The 15,803-nt window shown below is 71.6% G+C and carries 17 protein-coding genes and 1 pseudogene; 13 read left to right on the top strand and 5 right to left on the bottom strand.

Going from position 1 to position 15,803, the window contains the following annotated elements; all coding sequences use genetic code 11:
• Positions 1-236 precede the first annotated feature (236 nt).
• Both ddaH and GTY58_RS08940 read left to right on the top strand, forming a co-directional pair.
• Positions 237-1,013: a dimethylargininase gene (gene ddaH, locus GTY58_RS08935; RefSeq protein ID WP_010983129.1), complete on the top strand. Its 777-nt coding sequence runs from the start codon at positions 237-239 to the stop codon at positions 1,011-1,013.
• A 220-nt stretch (positions 1,014-1,233) separates the two neighbouring features.
• Complete coding sequence (locus GTY58_RS08940; protein WP_010983130.1) at positions 1,234-2,208, top strand: acyl-ACP desaturase; 975 nt, start codon at positions 1,234-1,236, stop codon at positions 2,206-2,208.
• Between the two features lie 67 nt (positions 2,209-2,275).
• Here the strand turns inward: GTY58_RS08940 and GTY58_RS08945 are convergent, their stop codons facing one another.
• Together GTY58_RS08945 and GTY58_RS08950 are read right to left on the bottom strand one after the other, a co-directional pair.
• Entirely contained in the window at positions 2,276-3,046 is a 771-nt protein-coding gene (locus tag GTY58_RS08945) for a hypothetical protein (RefSeq protein ID WP_010983131.1), read from the bottom strand.
• Between the two features lie 128 nt (positions 3,047-3,174).
• Complete coding sequence (locus GTY58_RS08950; RefSeq protein WP_037646166.1) at positions 3,175-3,459, bottom strand: WhiB family transcriptional regulator; 285 nt, start codon at positions 3,457-3,459, stop codon at positions 3,175-3,177.
• Positions 3,460-3,711: 252 nt separating this feature from the next.
• On the opposite strand from GTY58_RS08950, the gene GTY58_RS08955 reads away from it, so the two are divergent.
• On the top strand, positions 3,712-4,503 hold the full coding sequence (locus GTY58_RS08955; RefSeq protein ID WP_010983133.1) for a VOC family protein: 792 nt from the start codon (positions 3,712-3,714) through the stop codon (positions 4,501-4,503).
• An 83-nt stretch (positions 4,504-4,586) separates the two neighbouring features.
• Here the strand turns inward: GTY58_RS08955 and GTY58_RS08960 are convergent, their stop codons facing one another.
• Both GTY58_RS08960 and ligD read right to left on the bottom strand, forming a co-directional pair.
• Complete coding sequence (locus GTY58_RS08960) at positions 4,587-5,633, bottom strand: LacI family DNA-binding transcriptional regulator (protein ID WP_010983134.1); 1,047 nt, start codon at positions 5,631-5,633, stop codon at positions 4,587-4,589.
• Between the two features lie 194 nt (positions 5,634-5,827).
• On the bottom strand, positions 5,828-6,844 hold the full coding sequence (gene ligD, locus GTY58_RS08965; protein WP_010983135.1) for a non-homologous end-joining DNA ligase: 1,017 nt from the start codon (positions 6,842-6,844) through the stop codon (positions 5,828-5,830).
• Between the two features lie 74 nt (positions 6,845-6,918).
• Here ligD and GTY58_RS08970 point away from each other — a divergent pair, with 74 nt between their 5' ends.
• Positions 6,919-7,989 carry an ATP-dependent DNA ligase gene (locus tag GTY58_RS08970; protein WP_010983136.1) on the top strand — a complete coding sequence of 357 codons (1,071 nt, stop codon included), beginning with the start codon at positions 6,919-6,921 and terminating at the stop codon, positions 7,987-7,989.
• Positions 7,990-8,307: 318 nt separating this feature from the next.
• Positions 8,308-9,294, top strand: a complete 987-nt coding sequence (locus GTY58_RS08975) for a DUF3048 domain-containing protein (RefSeq protein WP_037646165.1) — start codon at positions 8,308-8,310, stop codon at positions 9,292-9,294.
• 46 nt (positions 9,295-9,340) lie between these two features.
• On the opposite strand, the gene GTY58_RS08980 is transcribed toward GTY58_RS08975, so the two are convergent.
• Positions 9,341-9,808, bottom strand: coding sequence for a MarR family transcriptional regulator (locus GTY58_RS08980; RefSeq protein ID WP_010983138.1), 468 nt, complete (start codon positions 9,806-9,808; stop codon positions 9,341-9,343).
• A 256-nt stretch (positions 9,809-10,064) separates the two neighbouring features.
• Here GTY58_RS08980 and GTY58_RS08985 point away from each other — a divergent pair, with 256 nt between their 5' ends.
• The 8 genes and pseudogenes from GTY58_RS08985 to pcaD all read left to right on the top strand — a co-directional run bounded on the left by GTY58_RS08985 (position 10,065) and on the right by pcaD (position 15,726).
• Entirely contained in the window at positions 10,065-10,847 is a 783-nt protein-coding gene (locus tag GTY58_RS08985) for a CoA transferase subunit A (protein ID WP_010983139.1), read from the top strand.
• Positions 10,847-11,494 carry a CoA transferase subunit B gene (locus tag GTY58_RS08990; RefSeq protein ID WP_010983140.1) on the top strand — a complete coding sequence of 216 codons (648 nt, stop codon included), beginning with the start codon at positions 10,847-10,849 and terminating at the stop codon, positions 11,492-11,494. The genes GTY58_RS08985 and GTY58_RS08990 overlap by 1 nt, the downstream gene beginning before the upstream one ends.
• Positions 11,491-11,805, top strand: a pseudogene (locus tag GTY58_RS08995) (acetyl-CoA acetyltransferase); the annotation flags it as partial. The gene GTY58_RS08990 and the pseudogene GTY58_RS08995, both read left to right, overlap by 4 nt.
• The gene (locus tag GTY58_RS41285; RefSeq protein WP_242432237.1) at positions 11,779-11,907 is read left to right on the top strand and encodes a hypothetical protein; all 129 of its coding nucleotides are present in this window, start codon (positions 11,779-11,781) and stop codon (positions 11,905-11,907) included. The pseudogene GTY58_RS08995 and the gene GTY58_RS41285, both read left to right, overlap by 27 nt.
• Before the next feature lie 12 nt (positions 11,908-11,919).
• Positions 11,920-12,690, top strand: coding sequence for a protocatechuate 3,4-dioxygenase subunit beta (gene pcaH, locus GTY58_RS09000; RefSeq protein ID WP_010983142.1), 771 nt, complete (start codon positions 11,920-11,922; stop codon positions 12,688-12,690).
• A gap of 2 nt (positions 12,691-12,692) precedes the next feature.
• Positions 12,693-13,256 (top strand): protocatechuate 3,4-dioxygenase subunit alpha, encoded by a 564-nt coding sequence (pcaG, locus tag GTY58_RS09005; protein ID WP_037645869.1) that lies wholly within the window; start codon positions 12,693-12,695, stop codon positions 13,254-13,256.
• On the top strand, positions 13,253-14,590 hold the full coding sequence (gene pcaB / locus GTY58_RS09010) for a 3-carboxy-cis,cis-muconate cycloisomerase (protein WP_010983144.1): 1,338 nt from the start codon (positions 13,253-13,255) through the stop codon (positions 14,588-14,590). The genes pcaG and pcaB overlap by 4 nt, the downstream gene beginning before the upstream one ends.
• On the top strand, positions 14,587-15,726 hold the full coding sequence (pcaD, locus tag GTY58_RS09015) for a 3-oxoadipate enol-lactonase (RefSeq protein WP_010983145.1): 1,140 nt from the start codon (positions 14,587-14,589) through the stop codon (positions 15,724-15,726). Before pcaB ends, pcaD begins: the two co-directional genes overlap by 4 nt.
• Positions 15,727-15,803 lie beyond the last annotated feature (77 nt).

Raw genomic sequence — 15,803 nt, forward strand, 5'->3', positions numbered from 1 at the left:
CGCCCTCGGCGCGCCCGCGGCCGTCCCGCTCCCGCGCCGCAGGCCCCCCGTCGCAGGCCCCCGTCACAGGCGCCCCGTCGCCGCCATGCCTGCCACCGCTGATGCCCACCTGCGGTTCCCGTGCGGCGGGGGGTGCAGGAGGCCGTCAGGACCCGTCACGGCCACCGGGACTGTTGTGCGGCGGGGGTCGCCCTGCATGATGGCGGCGTACCCCCTGCCGAGACGGAGACCCGCACGTGCCCAGCAAGAAGGCCCTCATCCGCCGCCCCAGCCCCCGCCTCGCCGAAGGGCTGGTCACGCACATCGAGCGCGCGCAGGTCGATGTCGGCCTCGCGGTCGAGCAGTGGGAGGCGTATGCGGAGGCGCTGCGCACGCACGGCTGGGAGACCGTCGAGGTGGATCCGGCCGACGACTGCCCGGACTCGGTGTTCGTCGAGGACGCGGTGGTCATGTACCGCAATGTCGCCCTGATCACCCGCCCCGGCGCCGACTCCCGGCGCGGCGAGACCGCCGGCGTCGAGGAGGCCGTGGCCCGCCTGGGCTGCTCGGTGAACTGGATCTGGGAACCCGGCACCCTCGACGGCGGCGACGTCCTGAAGATCGGCGACACGATCTACGTAGGCCGGGGCGGGCGCACCAACGCGGCCGGGGTCCAGCAGCTGCGCGCGGTCTTCGAGCCGCTCGGAGCCCAGGTCGTCGCCGTGCCCGTCAGCAAGGTGCTGCACCTGAAGTCCTCGGTCACCGCGCTGCCGGACGGCACGGTCATCGGTCACATCCCGCTCGTGGACAGGCCCGCGCTGTTCACTCGCTTCCTCTCGGTGCCGGAGGAGTCCGGCTCCCATGTGGTCCTGCTCGGCGGATCGAAGCTGCTGATGGCGGACAGCGCCCCGAAGACGGCGGACCTGCTCGCGGACCTCGGCCACGAGCCCGTCCTGGTTAACATCAGCGAGTACGAGAAACTCGAAGGCTGTGTGACATGTCTCTCGGTCCGGCTGAGGGAGCTGTACGCCTGACCCGGTTGATGTAACGCCGTTCCGGCCCCCGGACCTGCGGGTGCACCGGCGTCCGGCATGCGGGCGGTGTCCGTGGGGGAACCCTGCTGATCAGCAGTCTTTACAGCGTGCTTAACCTACGGTCTCGTAACCTACGGATACGTAGCCTACGATGCCGTAGGTTGCCGGGCCCGCCGCTCGTGGCCCCGCTCGCTGTACTTCACGTCCCCCTGGAGCACCTGTGACGATCACCTCTCCCCACCTTGGCAGCACGTCCGACTGGACCGACGCTCGGCTGCTGTACGCGCTGGAGGAAGTGGTCGAGAACGAGTTGAACCGCCACCTGAAGGTCGCCAAGGACTGGATGCCGCACGACTACGTGCCCTGGAGTGACGCCCGCAACTTCCCCGGCCTCTTCGAGGACGGCGAGGCGTGGGACAAGGAGCAGTCCAAGGTCACCGAGATCGGCCGCATCGCACTGGTGGTCAACCTTCTCACCGAGGACAACCTCCCCAGCTACCACCACGAGATCGCCTCCCTCTTCGGCCGCGACGGCGCCTGGGGCACCTGGGTGCACCGCTGGACCGCGGAGGAGGGACGCCACGGCATCGTGATGCGCGACTACCTGCTCGCCTCGCGCGCCGTGGACCCGGACAAGCTGGAAGCCTTCCGCATGTCGCACATGAGCGAGGGCTTCGAGTCGGACAACCGGCACTCGATGCTGCACTCCGTCGCGTACGTCGCCTTCCAGGAGCTGGCGACCCGCGTGTCCCACCGCAACACCGGTCACCAGTCGGGCGACCCGGTCTGCGACCGCATGCTGGCGCGCATCGCGACCGACGAGAACCTGCACATGGTCTTCTACCGCAACCTGCTGAAGGCGGCGTTCGAGCTCGCGCCCGACCTGACCATGCAGGCCGTGCGGGACGTCGTCGTCAACTTCCGCATGCCCGGCCACGGCATCCCCGGCTTCGAGCGCGCGGCCGCGCAGATGGCGATCGGCGAGGTCTACAACATGCGCATCCACCACGACGACGTGCTCCAGCCGGTGCTGCGCCACCTGAAGGTCCTGGAGATCGACGGCCTCAGCCCCGAGGGCCTGCACGCCCAGGAAGAGCTCGGCCTCTTCATGGGCGGGCTGGACACGGAGGCCCGGAAGTTCGACGAGAAGCTGGCGGCCCGCAAGGCGCGGATGGCGGCGCGAGCCGGCGCGTAGCCGCCTTCGGCGCCGGTTCAGGCGTCTTCAGCAGCGGGCCCGTGCCTCTGAGGCACGGGCCCGCTGCTCATTCGTACGCCGTCAGCTGCTTGCGGGCCAGCGTGCGCAGGACACCGGGACCCAGCCCGCGGTGTCGGCGGACGGCGTGCCAGGCGGGAGTGAGCAGGAGACGCAGGAGCCGCCCGGGGGCGGCCACCGCGAAGTCGCCCAGGTGCTTGCGGAGTCGGGGTGGCATCGTTTCGGGGCCGAGGCGTTCGAGCAGGGCGCGTGCGCGCAACGGTTCGGCCGTGACGGTGGCGGCCACGGCGGGCGCGTACCGGCTCCACCAGGGGGCGCGCAGCGCCTCGGGGAGCGTGGCCAGCGCTTGTTCGGCCGCGTCGAGCACCGTGCGCGGGTGCCTGTTGGCGAGGGTCTTCCAGCCGGTGACGGCGTGGAAGAGGCCGGGCAGGAGCCGGGCAACGGTCTCCGGCGCGCAGCCCGGCAGCAGCCGCGCCGCCTCGGCGTCGCCCCAGTCGCGCCGCAGCCCGTCCGCCAGCCGGTCGGCAAGTGCCGTGCGGCGGCCCACGACTATCCCCCGCAGCAGATCACGGCATACGGCCTCGCAGGCGTCGCCGAGCGCCGACTCGTAGACGGTGTCGGGGACTTGGAGGCTGTCGGCGACGCGCAGGGCGTGGCCGCGCACGAAGGGCTCGGCGTCCGCGATGCGCTCCGCGATCCACTGGGTGCCCCGGGCGACGGACGCCGCGACCACCGCGATGCCCCGCTCATACGCACCGCGCGCCTCGAGCACGGGGCGCGGTGGGCTCATGACCCGCACATGGAGGGCGAGTTCACGCATGCGCCGCGGGTACGGCAGCGGAGCGAGAGCGCTGAGGAGACTGTCGGCCGTGTGGACCGGAGTGCCGGCCAGGCGGGGATTGTGCCTGCCGGGGGCCGTGCGGCGTACCGATTTCCCGGTGCGGGCGTTCAGCGCGGGTCGCGCCTGAGGCTCAGCCGTTCCTTCTCGGAGAGCCCGCCCCAGACCCCGAACCGCTCGTCGTTGGTGAGCGCGTATTCGAGGCAGGCGGAGCGGATCTCGCACAGGCCGCAGATGCGCTTCGCCTCCCGTACGGAGCTCCCGGGTTCGGGAAAGAAGAAATCAGCCCCCGTCTGCGCGCACAGCGCCTCCTCCTGCCAGGCGATGTCGGGCGACGTGATCGTTTCGGTGTGCATGGGCGAGATCGTGCCGGGCGGCGAAAAACGTTCGATCAACGCGGGATCAACGTCGTGTTCCGGAGGCGGTGTCCGACCCCGTACGTGGCTGTCGCAGGCGTTGATGATGGTCCCGCCCGTCCCGGAAAACACGGCGGCGCGCGGAGTCGGCAGAAACACGGGAATTCCCGCTGCTCACCGAGCGTCATCACCCTCGTCCCGCAACCCCGCGGCGCGCTGCGGCGGCGATTGTCAGTGGGCGGTGCAAGACTCGGCAGTGCAGGCAACGGGACCCCTCAAAGGAGGGCAATCATGCTCACCACCCGTTATGTCACCGGTGCTCCGAACTGGCTCGATGTCGGCACCCCCGACATCGACGGCGCCACGTCCTTCTACGGCGGCCTCTTCGGCTGGCAGTTCCAGTCGGCAGGGCCCGACGCCGGTGGATACGGCTTCTTCCAGCTCTCCGGCAAGACCGCCGCGGGCGGTATGCAGACGACTCCGGAACAGGGCCCGCCGTCCTGGACCGTGTACTTCCAGAGCCCCGACGCCGAGGCCACCGCGAAGGCGGCCGAGCAGGCCGGCGGACATGTGTTCCTGCCGCCCATGGACGTGATGGGCCAGGGCCACATGGCGATCCTCGCCGACCAGGCGGGCGTGCCCTTCGGCGTCTGGCAGCCGGGCCGGAACAAGGGGCTGGACGTGGCCGGCGCCCCCGGATCGCTGTGCTGGATCGAGCTCTACACACCGGACATCGCGCGGGCCGCCGCGTTCTACGACAAGGTGTTCGGCTGGGAGACCTCGGCGGTGCCGTTCCCCGGCGGCACATACACCTGCATCAACCCGGCGGGTACGGAGCCGGAGGCCATGTTCGGCGGTGCGGTCCCGCTCCAGGACGACCCGACGGAGGCCGAGTCGGGTGCGTACTGGCTGCCGTACTTCGAGGTCGAGGACACGGACGCGACGGTCGCCGAGGCGCAGGAGCTGGGCGGCAAGGTCCGGATGCCCGCGACGGACCTGGAAGGCGTGGGCCGGTTGGCCAAGCTCGCCGATCCGTACGGCGCGAGGTTCGCGGTGATCAAGAGCACGCCGCCGCAGGGCTGAACCGAAGGCAGACCGTCGCGTGCGGGCGTGGCCGTCCGGGCCACGCCCGGGAGCAGAGGTCCGCGTCCGCGCGCCGGCGATCCTTAGGCGGAGGCGCGCCTGACCAGTGTCGTCGGCAGGACCACGCCGGCCGGGGTGCCGGCCGGGCCCGCCGCCTCGCCACGGCGGTCCAGGCCGCTCAGCAGCAGGCGGGCCATCAGCCGGCCCATCTCCTCTATGTCCTGACGGACCGTGGTGAGCGGCGGATCGGTCTGTTCGGCGACCGGCAGCATGTCGTCGAAGCCGATGAGCGCGACGTCCTCGGGCACCCGCCGCCCCTGCTCGCGCAGCACCCGCAGGGCGCCGGAGGCGGACAGATCGTTGGCCGCGAACACGGCGTCCACGTCCGGGCAGCGCTCCAGCAGCTCGCGCATCGCCCGCTCGCCCCCAGCAGGTGTGAAGTCGCCCTGCACGACCAGCCGGGGGTCGGCGTCGACCATGACGTCCCGGAATCCGTCGAGCCGGTCCACCGCCGAGGTCTGGTCGAGCGGCCCGGTCAGATGGGCGACACGGGTACGGCCGAGCCCGACGAGATGGCGTACGGCCGCCCGGGCGCCGCCGCGGTTGTCGCAGTCGACGTACACCGCGGGCGCGGCGTCGCGCGTGCCGTCGCCCCAGCCGGGCCGCCCGCCGAACACGGTGGGCACCCCGGCACCGCGGATCAGGCCCGGCAGCGGGTCGTCGAGGTGCAGCGAGAAGACGAGCGCACCGTCGACATGGCCGCCGGCGAGATAGCGGCCCACGCGTGCGTGGTCGTCCCGCCCTTCCGTGAGCAGCAGCACGAGCTGACAGTCATGGGCGGTCAACTCCTTGCTGATGCCGCGTAGTTGGAGGGCGAAGAAGGGGTCCGCGAAGACCCTCGTCTCCGGTTCGGCGATCACGACGGCGACCGCGTCGTGCCGCTTGGTCACCAGGCTGCGGGCGGCCTGGTTCGGCACATAGCCGAGTTCTTCGACGGCCCGCCGCACCCGCGCGACGAGGGGCTCCCGCACACCGTCGCCGCCGTTGACGACACGGGAGACGGTGGCCCGCGAGACCCCGGCCCGGGCGGCCACGGCCTCCAGCGTGGGACGCGACGCGGTCTCGGTCACTTCGGGACTCCTCCTGAGCGGCTGCGGATCAGGATAGCCCCGGCCGGTAACGGCGTTGAGAGCGCTCCCGAGCCCGCGCCCAGGACTCCTCCCCGCCGCGCGCGGACGACCCGGGCACGGACGGGCGGCGGTTCTCAAGGACTGCCGCCGGATCGTCGCGACCCTCACGGGCCGTGACGGCCGGCGGCCGGCCGTCAGCCGTCCCCGTGCTTCGCCCGGCTCGGCTGGACGCGTTTCGGCTCGCCCGGCATCTTCGGATATTCGGGCGGGTACGGGAGGTCGCCCAGGCCGTGGTCGTGCTCGTCGCGGTCGGCGAGTTCCAGCAGGGCCTCCAGGGAGAAGGCGTGGTCGTCCATGTCCGCGTGGACGTCGCCCAGTTCGGCGTACCGCCGGGGCATGGTCGCGATGTCGAAGTCGCGGGGCCGCGCGTCCCCGACCTCGTCCCAGCGCAGGGGCGCGGAGACGGGAGCGTGCGGGCGGGGGCGTACGGAGTAGGCGGAGGCGATGGTGCGGTCGCGGGCGGTCTGGTTGTAGTCGACGAATATCTTCTCGCCGCGTTCCTCCTTCCACCAGGCGGTGGTGACCTGGTCGGGCATGCGCCGTTCCAGTTCGCGTCCGGCGGCGATCGCGGCACGGCGCACCTGGGTGAAGGTCCAGCGTCGCTCGATCGGGACGAAGACATGCAGCCCGCGGCCCCCGGATGTCTTGGGCCAGCCGCGCAGATCGCCGTACTCGTGCAGGACGGCGCGCAGTTCGTGGGCGGCGCGTACGGCGTCGGCGTAGTCCGTGCCGGGCTGCGGGTCGAGGTCGAGGCGGAGTTCGTCGGGGTGGTCGACGTCGTCGCGACGCACCGGCCACGGGTGGAAGGTGAGCGTGCCGAACTGCGCGGCCCACACCACGGCGGCCACCTCGGTGGGGCACATCTCGTCGGCGCTGCGGCCGCTGGGGAAGGTGATGTGGGCGGTGGGGATCCAGTCGGGCATGTTCTTGGGCGCCCGTTTCTGGAAGAAGGACTCGCCGCTCATACCGTCCGGGTAGCGCTCCAGGGTCGTGGGGCGGTTGCGCAGGGCGCGCAGGATCCCGTCGCCGACGGCGAGGTAGTACTGGGCTACGTCGAGCTTCGTGAAGCCGCGCTCCGGAAAGAAGATCTTGTCCGGGCTGGACAGCCGTACCGTCCTGCCCGCCGCCTCCAGCTCCACCGCATCGCCCATGCGAGCCACGGTAGGCGCAGCACGCAGACCGCGCATACCGGGCGAACATCGGCGTGTGCCCGCAGAATCGGAGCATGGATCTGCCGGTGATGCCGCCCGTGAAGCCGATGCTCGCCAAGTCCGTGGCGAAGATCCCGCCGGACATGCAGTACGAGGCGAAGTGGGACGGGTTCCGGGCGATCGTGTTCCGCGACGGCACCGAGGTGGAGCTCGGCAGTCGGACCGGAAAGCCACTGACCAGGTACTTTCCCGAGCTGGTCGAGGCGTTGCGGGACCGGTTGCCCGAGCGCTGTGTGATCGACGGTGAGATCGTGATCGCCCGGGACGGGCGGCTCGACTTCGACGCGCTCACCGAGCGCATTCATCCGGCCGAGTCGCGGGTGCGGATGCTGGCCGAGAAGACGCCGGCCTCGTTCGTGGCGTTCGATCTGCTGGCGCTGGCCGACGACTCACTGCTCGACACTCCGCTGACCGAACGGCGCGCCCTGCTGGAGTCGGCGCTGTCGGGGGTGACGGCCCCCGTCCATGTCGCCCCGGCGACCACGGACCGCGAGGTGGCCGAGCAGTGGTTCGAGCAGTACGAGGGCGCGGGCCTGGACGGCGTGATCGCCAAGCCGCTCACATTGCGCTATCGGCAGGACGAGCGCGCCATGTTCAAGGTCAAGCACGAGCGTACGGCGGACGTGGTGGTCGCGGGCTACCGCCTGCACAAGAGCGGCCCGGTCGTCGGCTCGCTGCTGCTCGGGCTGTACGACGACCGGGGCGCCCTGCAACACGTCGGGGTGTCCGCCGCGTTCCCCATGAAGCGTCGCGCCGAGCTGGTGGAGGAGCTGGAGCCGCTGCGCATGGAAGACGCCGCGGGGCACCCTTGGGCGGCCTGGTCGAACGAGGCGGCGCACGAGACGGCGCGGCTGCCCGGCGCACCCAGTCGCTGGTCGGGGAAGAAGGACCTCTCCTGGGTGCCGCTGCGGCCCGAGCGGGTGGCGGAGGTGGCGTACGACCACATGGAGAACGGCGCACGCTTCCGGCACACGGCCCGCTTCCGCCGCTGGCGCCCCGACCGCACCCCCGAGAGCTGCACCTACGCGCAACTGGAGGAGCCGGTGAGCTACGACCTGACGGAGATCCTCGGCTCGCGGGGCTGACCGCGAACCGAAGGGAGTGCGGCCGGGGGCGGCGTGTTCACGCTGTCGCAGCGCCCTCTTCACCGATCCGTACTCGTTGATTCATGCCCGCTGGGGAGGGACAGCGCGGGTATCCGCAGGGGGGTGCATCCCGGACAGCCGGATCGCTGGACCGCTGGATCGCTGGATCGTCGAAGTGCGGGCGCGTGCTCCGGTCGGCCCGTTCGTCGACTGGCCCAATCGGCCGAGCCGACGCGCGCAATCAGAACCGAACGGGTATGGCCACCAATGAACCTATAAGCGCACAATCAATGGCACAGGACTTGGTGGACGGTGGGCATGCGACAGATGGCGCGGATGCGGCGCGGCGTGATGACGGCGGCACTGCTGGCCGCCACGGTGACGGGCTCCCTGGTGACGGGCTGCACCACGCACGGCCGCGCGGTCGACGACGGACGGAACCGGCAACAGGGCCACCCGGAGAGCCAGGTCAGCGGCAGCCCGAGCGCGACGGCGGGTCCGGTACTGGCGGTGAAGATCGACAACGCTGGTGCGGCCCGCCCGCAGACGGGCCTGGACACGGCGGACGTCGTGTACGCGGAGCAGGTCGAGGGCGGTCTGAGCCGGCTGATGGCGGTGTTCGCGACGAACCTGCCGAAGACCGTCGGGCCGGTGCGCAGCGCACGCGAGTCGGACCTGGAGCTGCTGGGCCAGTTCCACGATCCGACACTCGCGTTCTCGGGGGCCCAGCACAAGCTGCTGCCACTGATCGACAAGGCGCCCCTGCGGGCCGTGTCGCCGGAGCAGGACTCGAACGCCTACTTCCGCGGCGGCGACAAGGCGGCGCCGCACAATCTGTTCCTGCGGCCGAAGCGGCTGCTGAACTCCGCACCGGGCGCCGACGCGCTCACGACGGGGTTCCACTTCGGCGCGGCTCCCCCGGGTGGCACCCCGGAGAAGGCCCGCACGGTCCGCTTCCCCGCGGCCCGCTTCACCTTCACCTGGTCCGAGCAGCGGCAGCGCTGGCTGGTGTCGATGGACGGGACACAGGCGGTGACGACGGACGGCGCGACGGTGGCGCCGGCGACCGTGGTCGTGCAGCACGTGAAGGTGCGGCAGTCCAGGTTCCACGACTTCCTCGGCAGCAACACCCCCTACACGGAGACCGTCGGCACGGGCAAGGCCGAAGTCCTGCGCGACGGGCGGGTCTTCGACGTGGACTGGCAGCGGAAGTCGGCGACGGACGGCACGGAGTTCACGACCGCGGACGGCTCGCCGATGAACTTCGCCAAGGGACAGGTGTGGGTGGTGTTCGCGAAGGCGTGACGGAAGGCGGCCGCACCGGCCCGCCGGGCGGGGAGCGTCCGGGCGTTCAGGTCTTCGAGGCCGTGAGGGGTTCCGCGGGATTGCGGAGCCCCTCGGCGGCGTCCGAGACCCGTTGGATGAGGTCGAAGAACTGGCTCTGCTCCTCGGCCGAGAGGGGGGCCAGGAAGACCTGGTTCATCCGGGCCGTGCGCACCGTCAGCTTGCGGTGGGTGCGGGTGCCCTCCTCCGTGAGGCGCAGCAGGAAGCGGCGGCCGTCGTGCGCGTCGCGGACCTTGTCGAGCAGCCCGCGGCGACTGAGCCGGCTGATGACCTCGGCGATCGTGGACCGGTCGAGGCCGACCCGCTCTCCGACCGTGCGCTGGTCGAGGCCGGGCTCGGCCACGAGCGCGTTCAGGACCGCGAACTGCGGTGAGGTGATCTCCTCGGAGACCATCGTGTTCCACAGCAGGTAGTGCGCCTGCTGGAGCCGCCGGGCCAGGTGCCCGGGGTGGGTGGAGAGGTCCACCGCGGCCATGTGTGCTCCTCGCTCCACGTACGCGTCGCCGTCGGCCGCGCAGCTGTCTGATTTCCTCTGTGGTTTTCGTTGGTGCACTGAACGATACCTGCCCTCGGCACCCCTGTCCTGTCTCGCCAGGATGTCTCTCGTCCGCATTTTCCTTGGGGTATTGACTGCCCCGGGATCGGATGGCAGCGTGTTTGAAGCCTCGAACAAATAATCAGTGTGCTGACTAATTACGCGCTGGGCGCTCGGGAGAGATGGGGCTTCACGGATGGACAAGGTGGTCGCCACAGCCCTGGAGGCGGTGGCCGATGTGCCGGACGGCGCGACGCTCGCGGTCGGCGGATTCGGCCTGAGTGGTGTGCCGAACGTGCTGATCCAGGCTCTTTACGAGCGCGGAGTGGCGGGACTTGGCGTGGTCTCCAACAACTGCGGCGCGATGGAGTCGGGGCTCGCGGTACTGCTGGCGGCCGGACGGATCGCCCGCGTCACCGGTTCGTACATCGGGGCGAACAAGGAGTTCGCCCGCCAGTATCTGGCCGGTGAGCTGGAGGTGGAGATGATCCCGCAGGGCACGCTGGCCGAGCGGCTGCGCGCGGGCGGGGCCGGGATCCCCGCCTTCTATACCCCGGCCGGGGTCGGCACACAGGTCGCGGACGGCGGGCTGCCGTGGCGCTACGACGGCTCCGGCGGGGTGGCGTTGGCGTCGCCGCCGAAGGAGGTACGGGAGTTCGACGGCACCGAGTACGTCCTGGAGCACGGCATCCGTACCGACTTCGCCCTGGTCCGGGCGGCGAAGGGCGACCGGCACGGAAACCTGGTCTTCAACAAGTCCGCGCGGAACTTCAACCCGCTGGCCGCGATGGCGGGCCGGGTGACGATCGCCGAGGTGGAGGAGCTGGTGGAACCGGGCGGGCTCGACCCGGACGCGGTGCACGTGCCGGGCATCTTCGTACAGCGCGTCATCGCGCTCTCTCCGGAACAGACGAACGCCAAGATGATCGAGAAGCGGACCGTTTCGGCGTCCGCGGCAACCGGGACGGTGAGCGGCTGATGGCCTGGACACGCGAGGAGATGGCCGCCCGCGCCGCACGCGAGCTCGCCGACGGCCAGTACGTGAACCTCGGCATCGGCCTGCCGACGCTGATCCCCAACCACCTCCCCGCCGGTGTGGAGGTGATCCTGGAGTCGGAGAACGGGATCCTGGGCACCGGCCCGTATCCGGCCGAGGAGCAGGTCGACCCGGATCTCATCAACGCCGGCAAGGAGACCGTCACGGTCCTGCCGGGAGCCTCCTTCTTCGACTCGGCGCTGTCCTTCGGGATGATCCGCGGCGGGCACATCGACGTCGCCGTCCTCGGCGCGATGCAGGTCTCCGCGGGCGGTGACCTGGCGAACTGGGCGATCCCCGGCAAGATGATCACCGGGATCGGCGGCGCGATGGACCTGGTGCACGGCGCCCGCACGGTCATCGTCGTGATGACCCACACCGCCAAGGACGGCCAGGCGAAGATCCTCGAGGAGTGCGCGCTGCCGCTGACCGGCAGGGCCTGCGTCAACCGGATCATCACCGACCTCGGCGTTCTCGACGTCACCGCCGACGGACTGCTCCTGGTGGAGACCGCGCCCGGTGTCACCGCCGCGGAGATCGTCGATAAGACCGCCGCGAAGGTTCGTGTCCCGGAGGAGATCCGCTCGTGAAGGACGTCTACGTCGTCGACGCGGTCCGCACCCCGATCGGCAGGTACAACGGCTCGCTCGCCTCCGTCCGCCCGGACGACCTGGCCGCCCATGCCGTGCGTGAACTCCTCACCCGTACACCGGGCCTGGACCCGTCCCGGATCGAGGACGTGTACTTCGGCAACGCCAACGGCGCCGGCGAGGAGAACCGCAACGTCGGCCGGATGGCCGCCCTCCTCGCGGGCCTGCCCGCCTCCGTGCCCGGGGTGACCGTCAACCGGCTGTGCGCCTCCGGGCTCGAAGCCGTGATCCAGGCCGCGCGGGCCATCGCGCTCACCGTCGCCCACCAACTCGCCCGCAAGGGCTCGGGAGTCGGTGTCGCCACCCTCTGCATCGGCGTGGGCCAGGGCCTCGCCCTCGTCCTCGAGCGATAGGAAGACGCACCCATGGCTCTCACTCAGTCGCACATCGACATAGAGGTCGACGACCTCCAGAACGCGTACGACAAGGCGGTCGCCGAGGGCGGCCCGGTCCGCCACCACCCGCCGCGCGACTACGCCCCGTACCGCAGTTCCGTGCTGCGTCACCCCAAGCAGCCGCTGGTCGCCGTGCACGGCGGGGACCCGGAGACGGTGGAGCTGGCGGGTCCGGTCTTCGGCGTCACCGACATCACCGAGATCGACAACGACCTGACCCGCCAGCACCGGGGCGAGCCGATCGGCGAACGCATGACCGTCTCGGGCCGGCTCCTCGACCGCGACGGCCGACCCGTGCGGGGCCAGCTGGTCGAGGTCTGGCAGGCCAACGCGGCCGGCCGCTACGCCCATCTGCGCGAGCAGCACCCGGCGCCGCTCGACCCCAACTTCACCGGCGTGGGGCGGACCCTGACGGATGATCAGGGCCGGTACACGTTCACCACCATCAAGCCGGGCCCGTACCCGTGGGGCAACCACACCAACGCGTGGCGGCCCGCGCACATCCACTTCTCGGTCTTCGGCACGGCGTTCACCCAGCGGCTCGTGACACAGATGTACTTCCCGAGCGACCCGCTGTTCGCATACGACCCGATCCTGCGGTCCGTGACGGACGCGGCGGCCCGAAACCGTCTGATCGCCACCTACCAGCACGACCTCTCGGCGCCCGGGTTCTCCCTCGGCTACGCATGGGACATCGTCCTCGACGGTCCCTCCGCCACCTGGATCGAGGAAGGCCGTTGAGCATGACCGAGCGGTTGCTCCCCACCCCGTCCCACACCATCGGCCCCTTCTACGGGCACGCGCTCCCCTTCCCCGGTGGCCCGGACGTCGCGCCCCAGGGCCACCCCGACACGATCACCCTGCACGGATACGTGTTCGACGGTGCGGGTGCGCCGATCCCCGACGCCCTCCTGGACTTCTGGCAGGCGGCGCCCGACGGCTCCCTGACGGGTGCCCCCGGCTCGATGCGCCGCGACCCGTCGACGGGCGGCTTCCTGGGCCGCAACGGCACCGACTTCACGGGCTTCGGGCGGGTCGCCACGGACGCCGACGGACACTACGCGCTGCACACCCTGCCGCCGGGCAATGCCGGACTGCCGTACATCAGCGTGTGCGTGTTCGCGCGCGGTCTGGTGCACCACCTGTTCACCCGCGCCTACCTCGCCGACGGCGCCGACCCGCTGCTCGACTCGCTGCCCGCCGAGCGGCGCGCCACGCTCATCGCGGCCGAGGGCGCGAACCGCACGTACCGTTTCGACATCCGCCTTCAGGGCGAAGGCGAAACGGTCTTCCTGGAGTTCCAGTGACAGAACCCGTCGATTCCGTCGATTCCGACGCCGGCCTGCTCGCCCCCGGGTGGACGGGATCCCCCGCGTCGGCCGCCACCGGGAACGGTGCGTTTCTCCAGGCGCTGCTCGACGCGGAGGCGGCGCTGACGCGGGCCCAGGCGGGGCTCGGCCTGGCCCCGGCCGAGGCCGCGTCGGCGGTGTCGGTGGCCGCCGACGCCGTGGGCTTCGACGTCCGGTCGATCGCGCTGCGCGCCCGCGCCGGCGGCAATCCGGTGATCCCGATGGTAGCGGATCTGACGGCGGCGGTCGGCGCGGAGCACGGGCCGTACGTCCACCGGGGCGCGACCAGCCAGGACATCATGGACACGGCGATGATGCTGGTCGCCCGCGCCGCACTGGACCTGATCCTGGCGGACCTGGAGCGTACGGCGCGGGCGCTGGGCCGACTGGCCGCCGCCCACCGGGACACCGTGATGCCGGGGCGGACCCTGACACAGCATGCTGTACCGACGACCTTCGGGCTGAAGGCGGCGGGATGGCGCTCGCTGGTGCTGGACGCCCGGGACCGGCTCACGACCGTGCGGCTGCCGGCCCAACTGGGCGGGGCCGCAGGAACGTTGGCGGCCTTCAACGCGTTCGGGACCGAGGACACCCAGGCCCTCGTGACCGCGTACGCCCGTGAACTCGGGCTCGCGGAACCGGCGTTGCCGTGGCACACCCTGCGTACGCCGATCGCCGATCTGGCCGGAGCCCTGGCCTTCACGGCCGGCGCCCTCGGCAAGCCGGCGGCGGACGTCCTCACCCTCGCCCGCACGGAGATCGCCGAGGTCACCGAGGGTGCCGGGGGCGGGTCGTCCGCCATGCCGCACAAGGCGAATCCCGTCGCGGCTACCCTGATCGCCGCCTCCGCCCGGCGCGCGCCAGGGCTCGCCGCCACGCTCTACGCGTCGATGGCCGCCGAGGACGAGCGGCCCGCCGGGGCCTGGCATGCCGAGTGGGAGCCGCTGCGGGAGCTGCTCCGACTGGTCGGTGGGGCCGCGGGCCATGCCGCCGAACTGGCGGAGGGCCTTTGGGTGAACGCGGACACCATGCGGGAGCACCTCGGTCTCACCCAGGGGCTGATCGTCTCCGAGCGGCTGGCCGCCGAGCTCGCTCCCGTGCTCGGGCGGGCCCGCGCCAAGGAGCTGGTGACCCGGGCCGCGAAGCTCGCCGTCGCCGAGAACCGGCCTCTCGTGGACGTGCTCGGTGAGGAGCAGGAGCTGACGGACCTCGATCTCGCGGACCTCACCGACCCCACCCGCTACACGGGCTCCGCGGGAGCCCTCACCGACCGTGCGCTGGAGCGACGTTGACCACCAAACCGAACGGCAGGCTGTCGCACCACCACGCCGAGGGACCCGTCACCGCTCCCCCGCTGCTCCTCGGCCCCTCGCTGGGCACGTCGTACGCGCTGTGGGACAAGGTCGCGCCCGAGCTGTCCGTCACGCACCGGGTGATCCGCTGGGACCTGCCCGGGCACGGCGGCTCGCCGGCCGGTCTGATCGGTCCGGGGGCGACCGTCGCCGACCTCGCCGAGCTGGTGCTGGCGCTCGCCGGCTCACTGGGCATCGACCGGTTCGCGTACGCCGGTGTCTCGCTGGGTGGAGCGGTCGGGCTGCACCTCGCCGCGCACCACCCGGAGCGGGTGTCGTCCCTCGCGGTCCTCTGCTCGTCGGCCCACTTCAACGGCGCGCAGCCGTGGCGGGAGCGGGCCGAGCTGGTCCGCCGGGAGGGTGTCGCGCCGGTCGCGGCGACGGCCGACTCCCGCTGGTTCACGCCCGGTTTCACCGTGCCGGAGCTCGTCCAGGACCACCGGGACGCGGACCCGGACGCGTACGCGGCCTGCTGTGACGCGCTGGCCGCGTTCGACCTCCGTGACCGGCTGTCGTCGATCACCGCCCCGACGCTGCTGGTCGCGGGCCGTCAGGACCCCGCGACGCCGCCCGCGCATCTGCGGGAGATCGCGGACGCGGTGCCCGGCGCCTCGCTCACCGAGATCGCGGGCGCCTCGCATCTCGCGCCCGCGGAGCGCCCGGAGGCCGTGCTCGCCGCGTTGCGCGGGCACTTCGACGGGTATGCGTCGCGCGGGATGGAGGTACGCCGCCAGGTCCTCGGCGACGAGCACGTGGACCGCGCGCAGGCACGGCAGACCCCCTTCACCGCCCGCTTCCAGGACTTCATCTCGCGCTATGCCTGGGGCGAGATCTGGACCGACTCCACCCTCACGCGCCGTGAGCGCAGCATGATCACGCTGACGGCGCTGGTGGCGCACGGCCACTACGACGAACTGGCCCTGCATGTGCGGGCGGCCCGGCGGAACGGGCTCACACCGGAGGAGATCGGCGCGGTGCTGCTCCAGACGGCGGTGTACTGCGGGGTTCCGGCGGCGAACTCGGCGTTCGCGGTGGCGCAGCGGGTGCTGGCCGAGGAGGACGACACGGCGGGGTGACCACGACGACGGACCGGCTGCACGGACCGGCTGCACGGACCGGCTGCACGGCGCCTGAGGGGAAGCGCCTGGGGAGG

This window comes from Streptomyces sp. SID5469, assembly GCF_009862865.1.
GTDB classification, from domain to species: Bacteria; Actinomycetota; Actinomycetes; order Streptomycetales; family Streptomycetaceae; genus Streptomyces; species Streptomyces avermitilis.

Coding starts and splice junctions, on each gene's coding strand:
- GTY58_RS08945 (WP_010983131.1), bottom strand. CDS start 3,046: ATGCGTGAACTCGCCCTCCATGTGCGGGTCATGAGCCCACCGCGCCCC.
- GTY58_RS08955 (WP_010983133.1), top strand. CDS start 3,712: ATGCTCACCACCCGTTATGTCACCGGTGCTCCGAACTGGCTCGATGTC.
- ligD (WP_010983135.1), bottom strand. CDS start 6,844: ATGGGCGATGCGGTGGAGCTGGAGGCGGCGGGCAGGACGGTACGGCTG.
- GTY58_RS08970 (WP_010983136.1), top strand. CDS start 6,919: ATGGATCTGCCGGTGATGCCGCCCGTGAAGCCGATGCTCGCCAAGTCC.
- GTY58_RS08975 (WP_037646165.1), top strand. CDS start 8,308: ATGCGACAGATGGCGCGGATGCGGCGCGGCGTGATGACGGCGGCACTG.
- GTY58_RS08980 (WP_010983138.1), bottom strand. CDS start 9,808: ATGGCCGCGGTGGACCTCTCCACCCACCCCGGGCACCTGGCCCGGCGG.
- GTY58_RS08985 (WP_010983139.1), top strand. CDS start 10,065: ATGGACAAGGTGGTCGCCACAGCCCTGGAGGCGGTGGCCGATGTGCCG.
- GTY58_RS08990 (WP_010983140.1), top strand. CDS start 10,847: ATGGCCTGGACACGCGAGGAGATGGCCGCCCGCGCCGCACGCGAGCTC.
- pcaH (WP_010983142.1), top strand. CDS start 11,920: ATGGCTCTCACTCAGTCGCACATCGACATAGAGGTCGACGACCTCCAG.
- pcaG (WP_037645869.1), top strand. CDS start 12,693: ATGACCGAGCGGTTGCTCCCCACCCCGTCCCACACCATCGGCCCCTTC.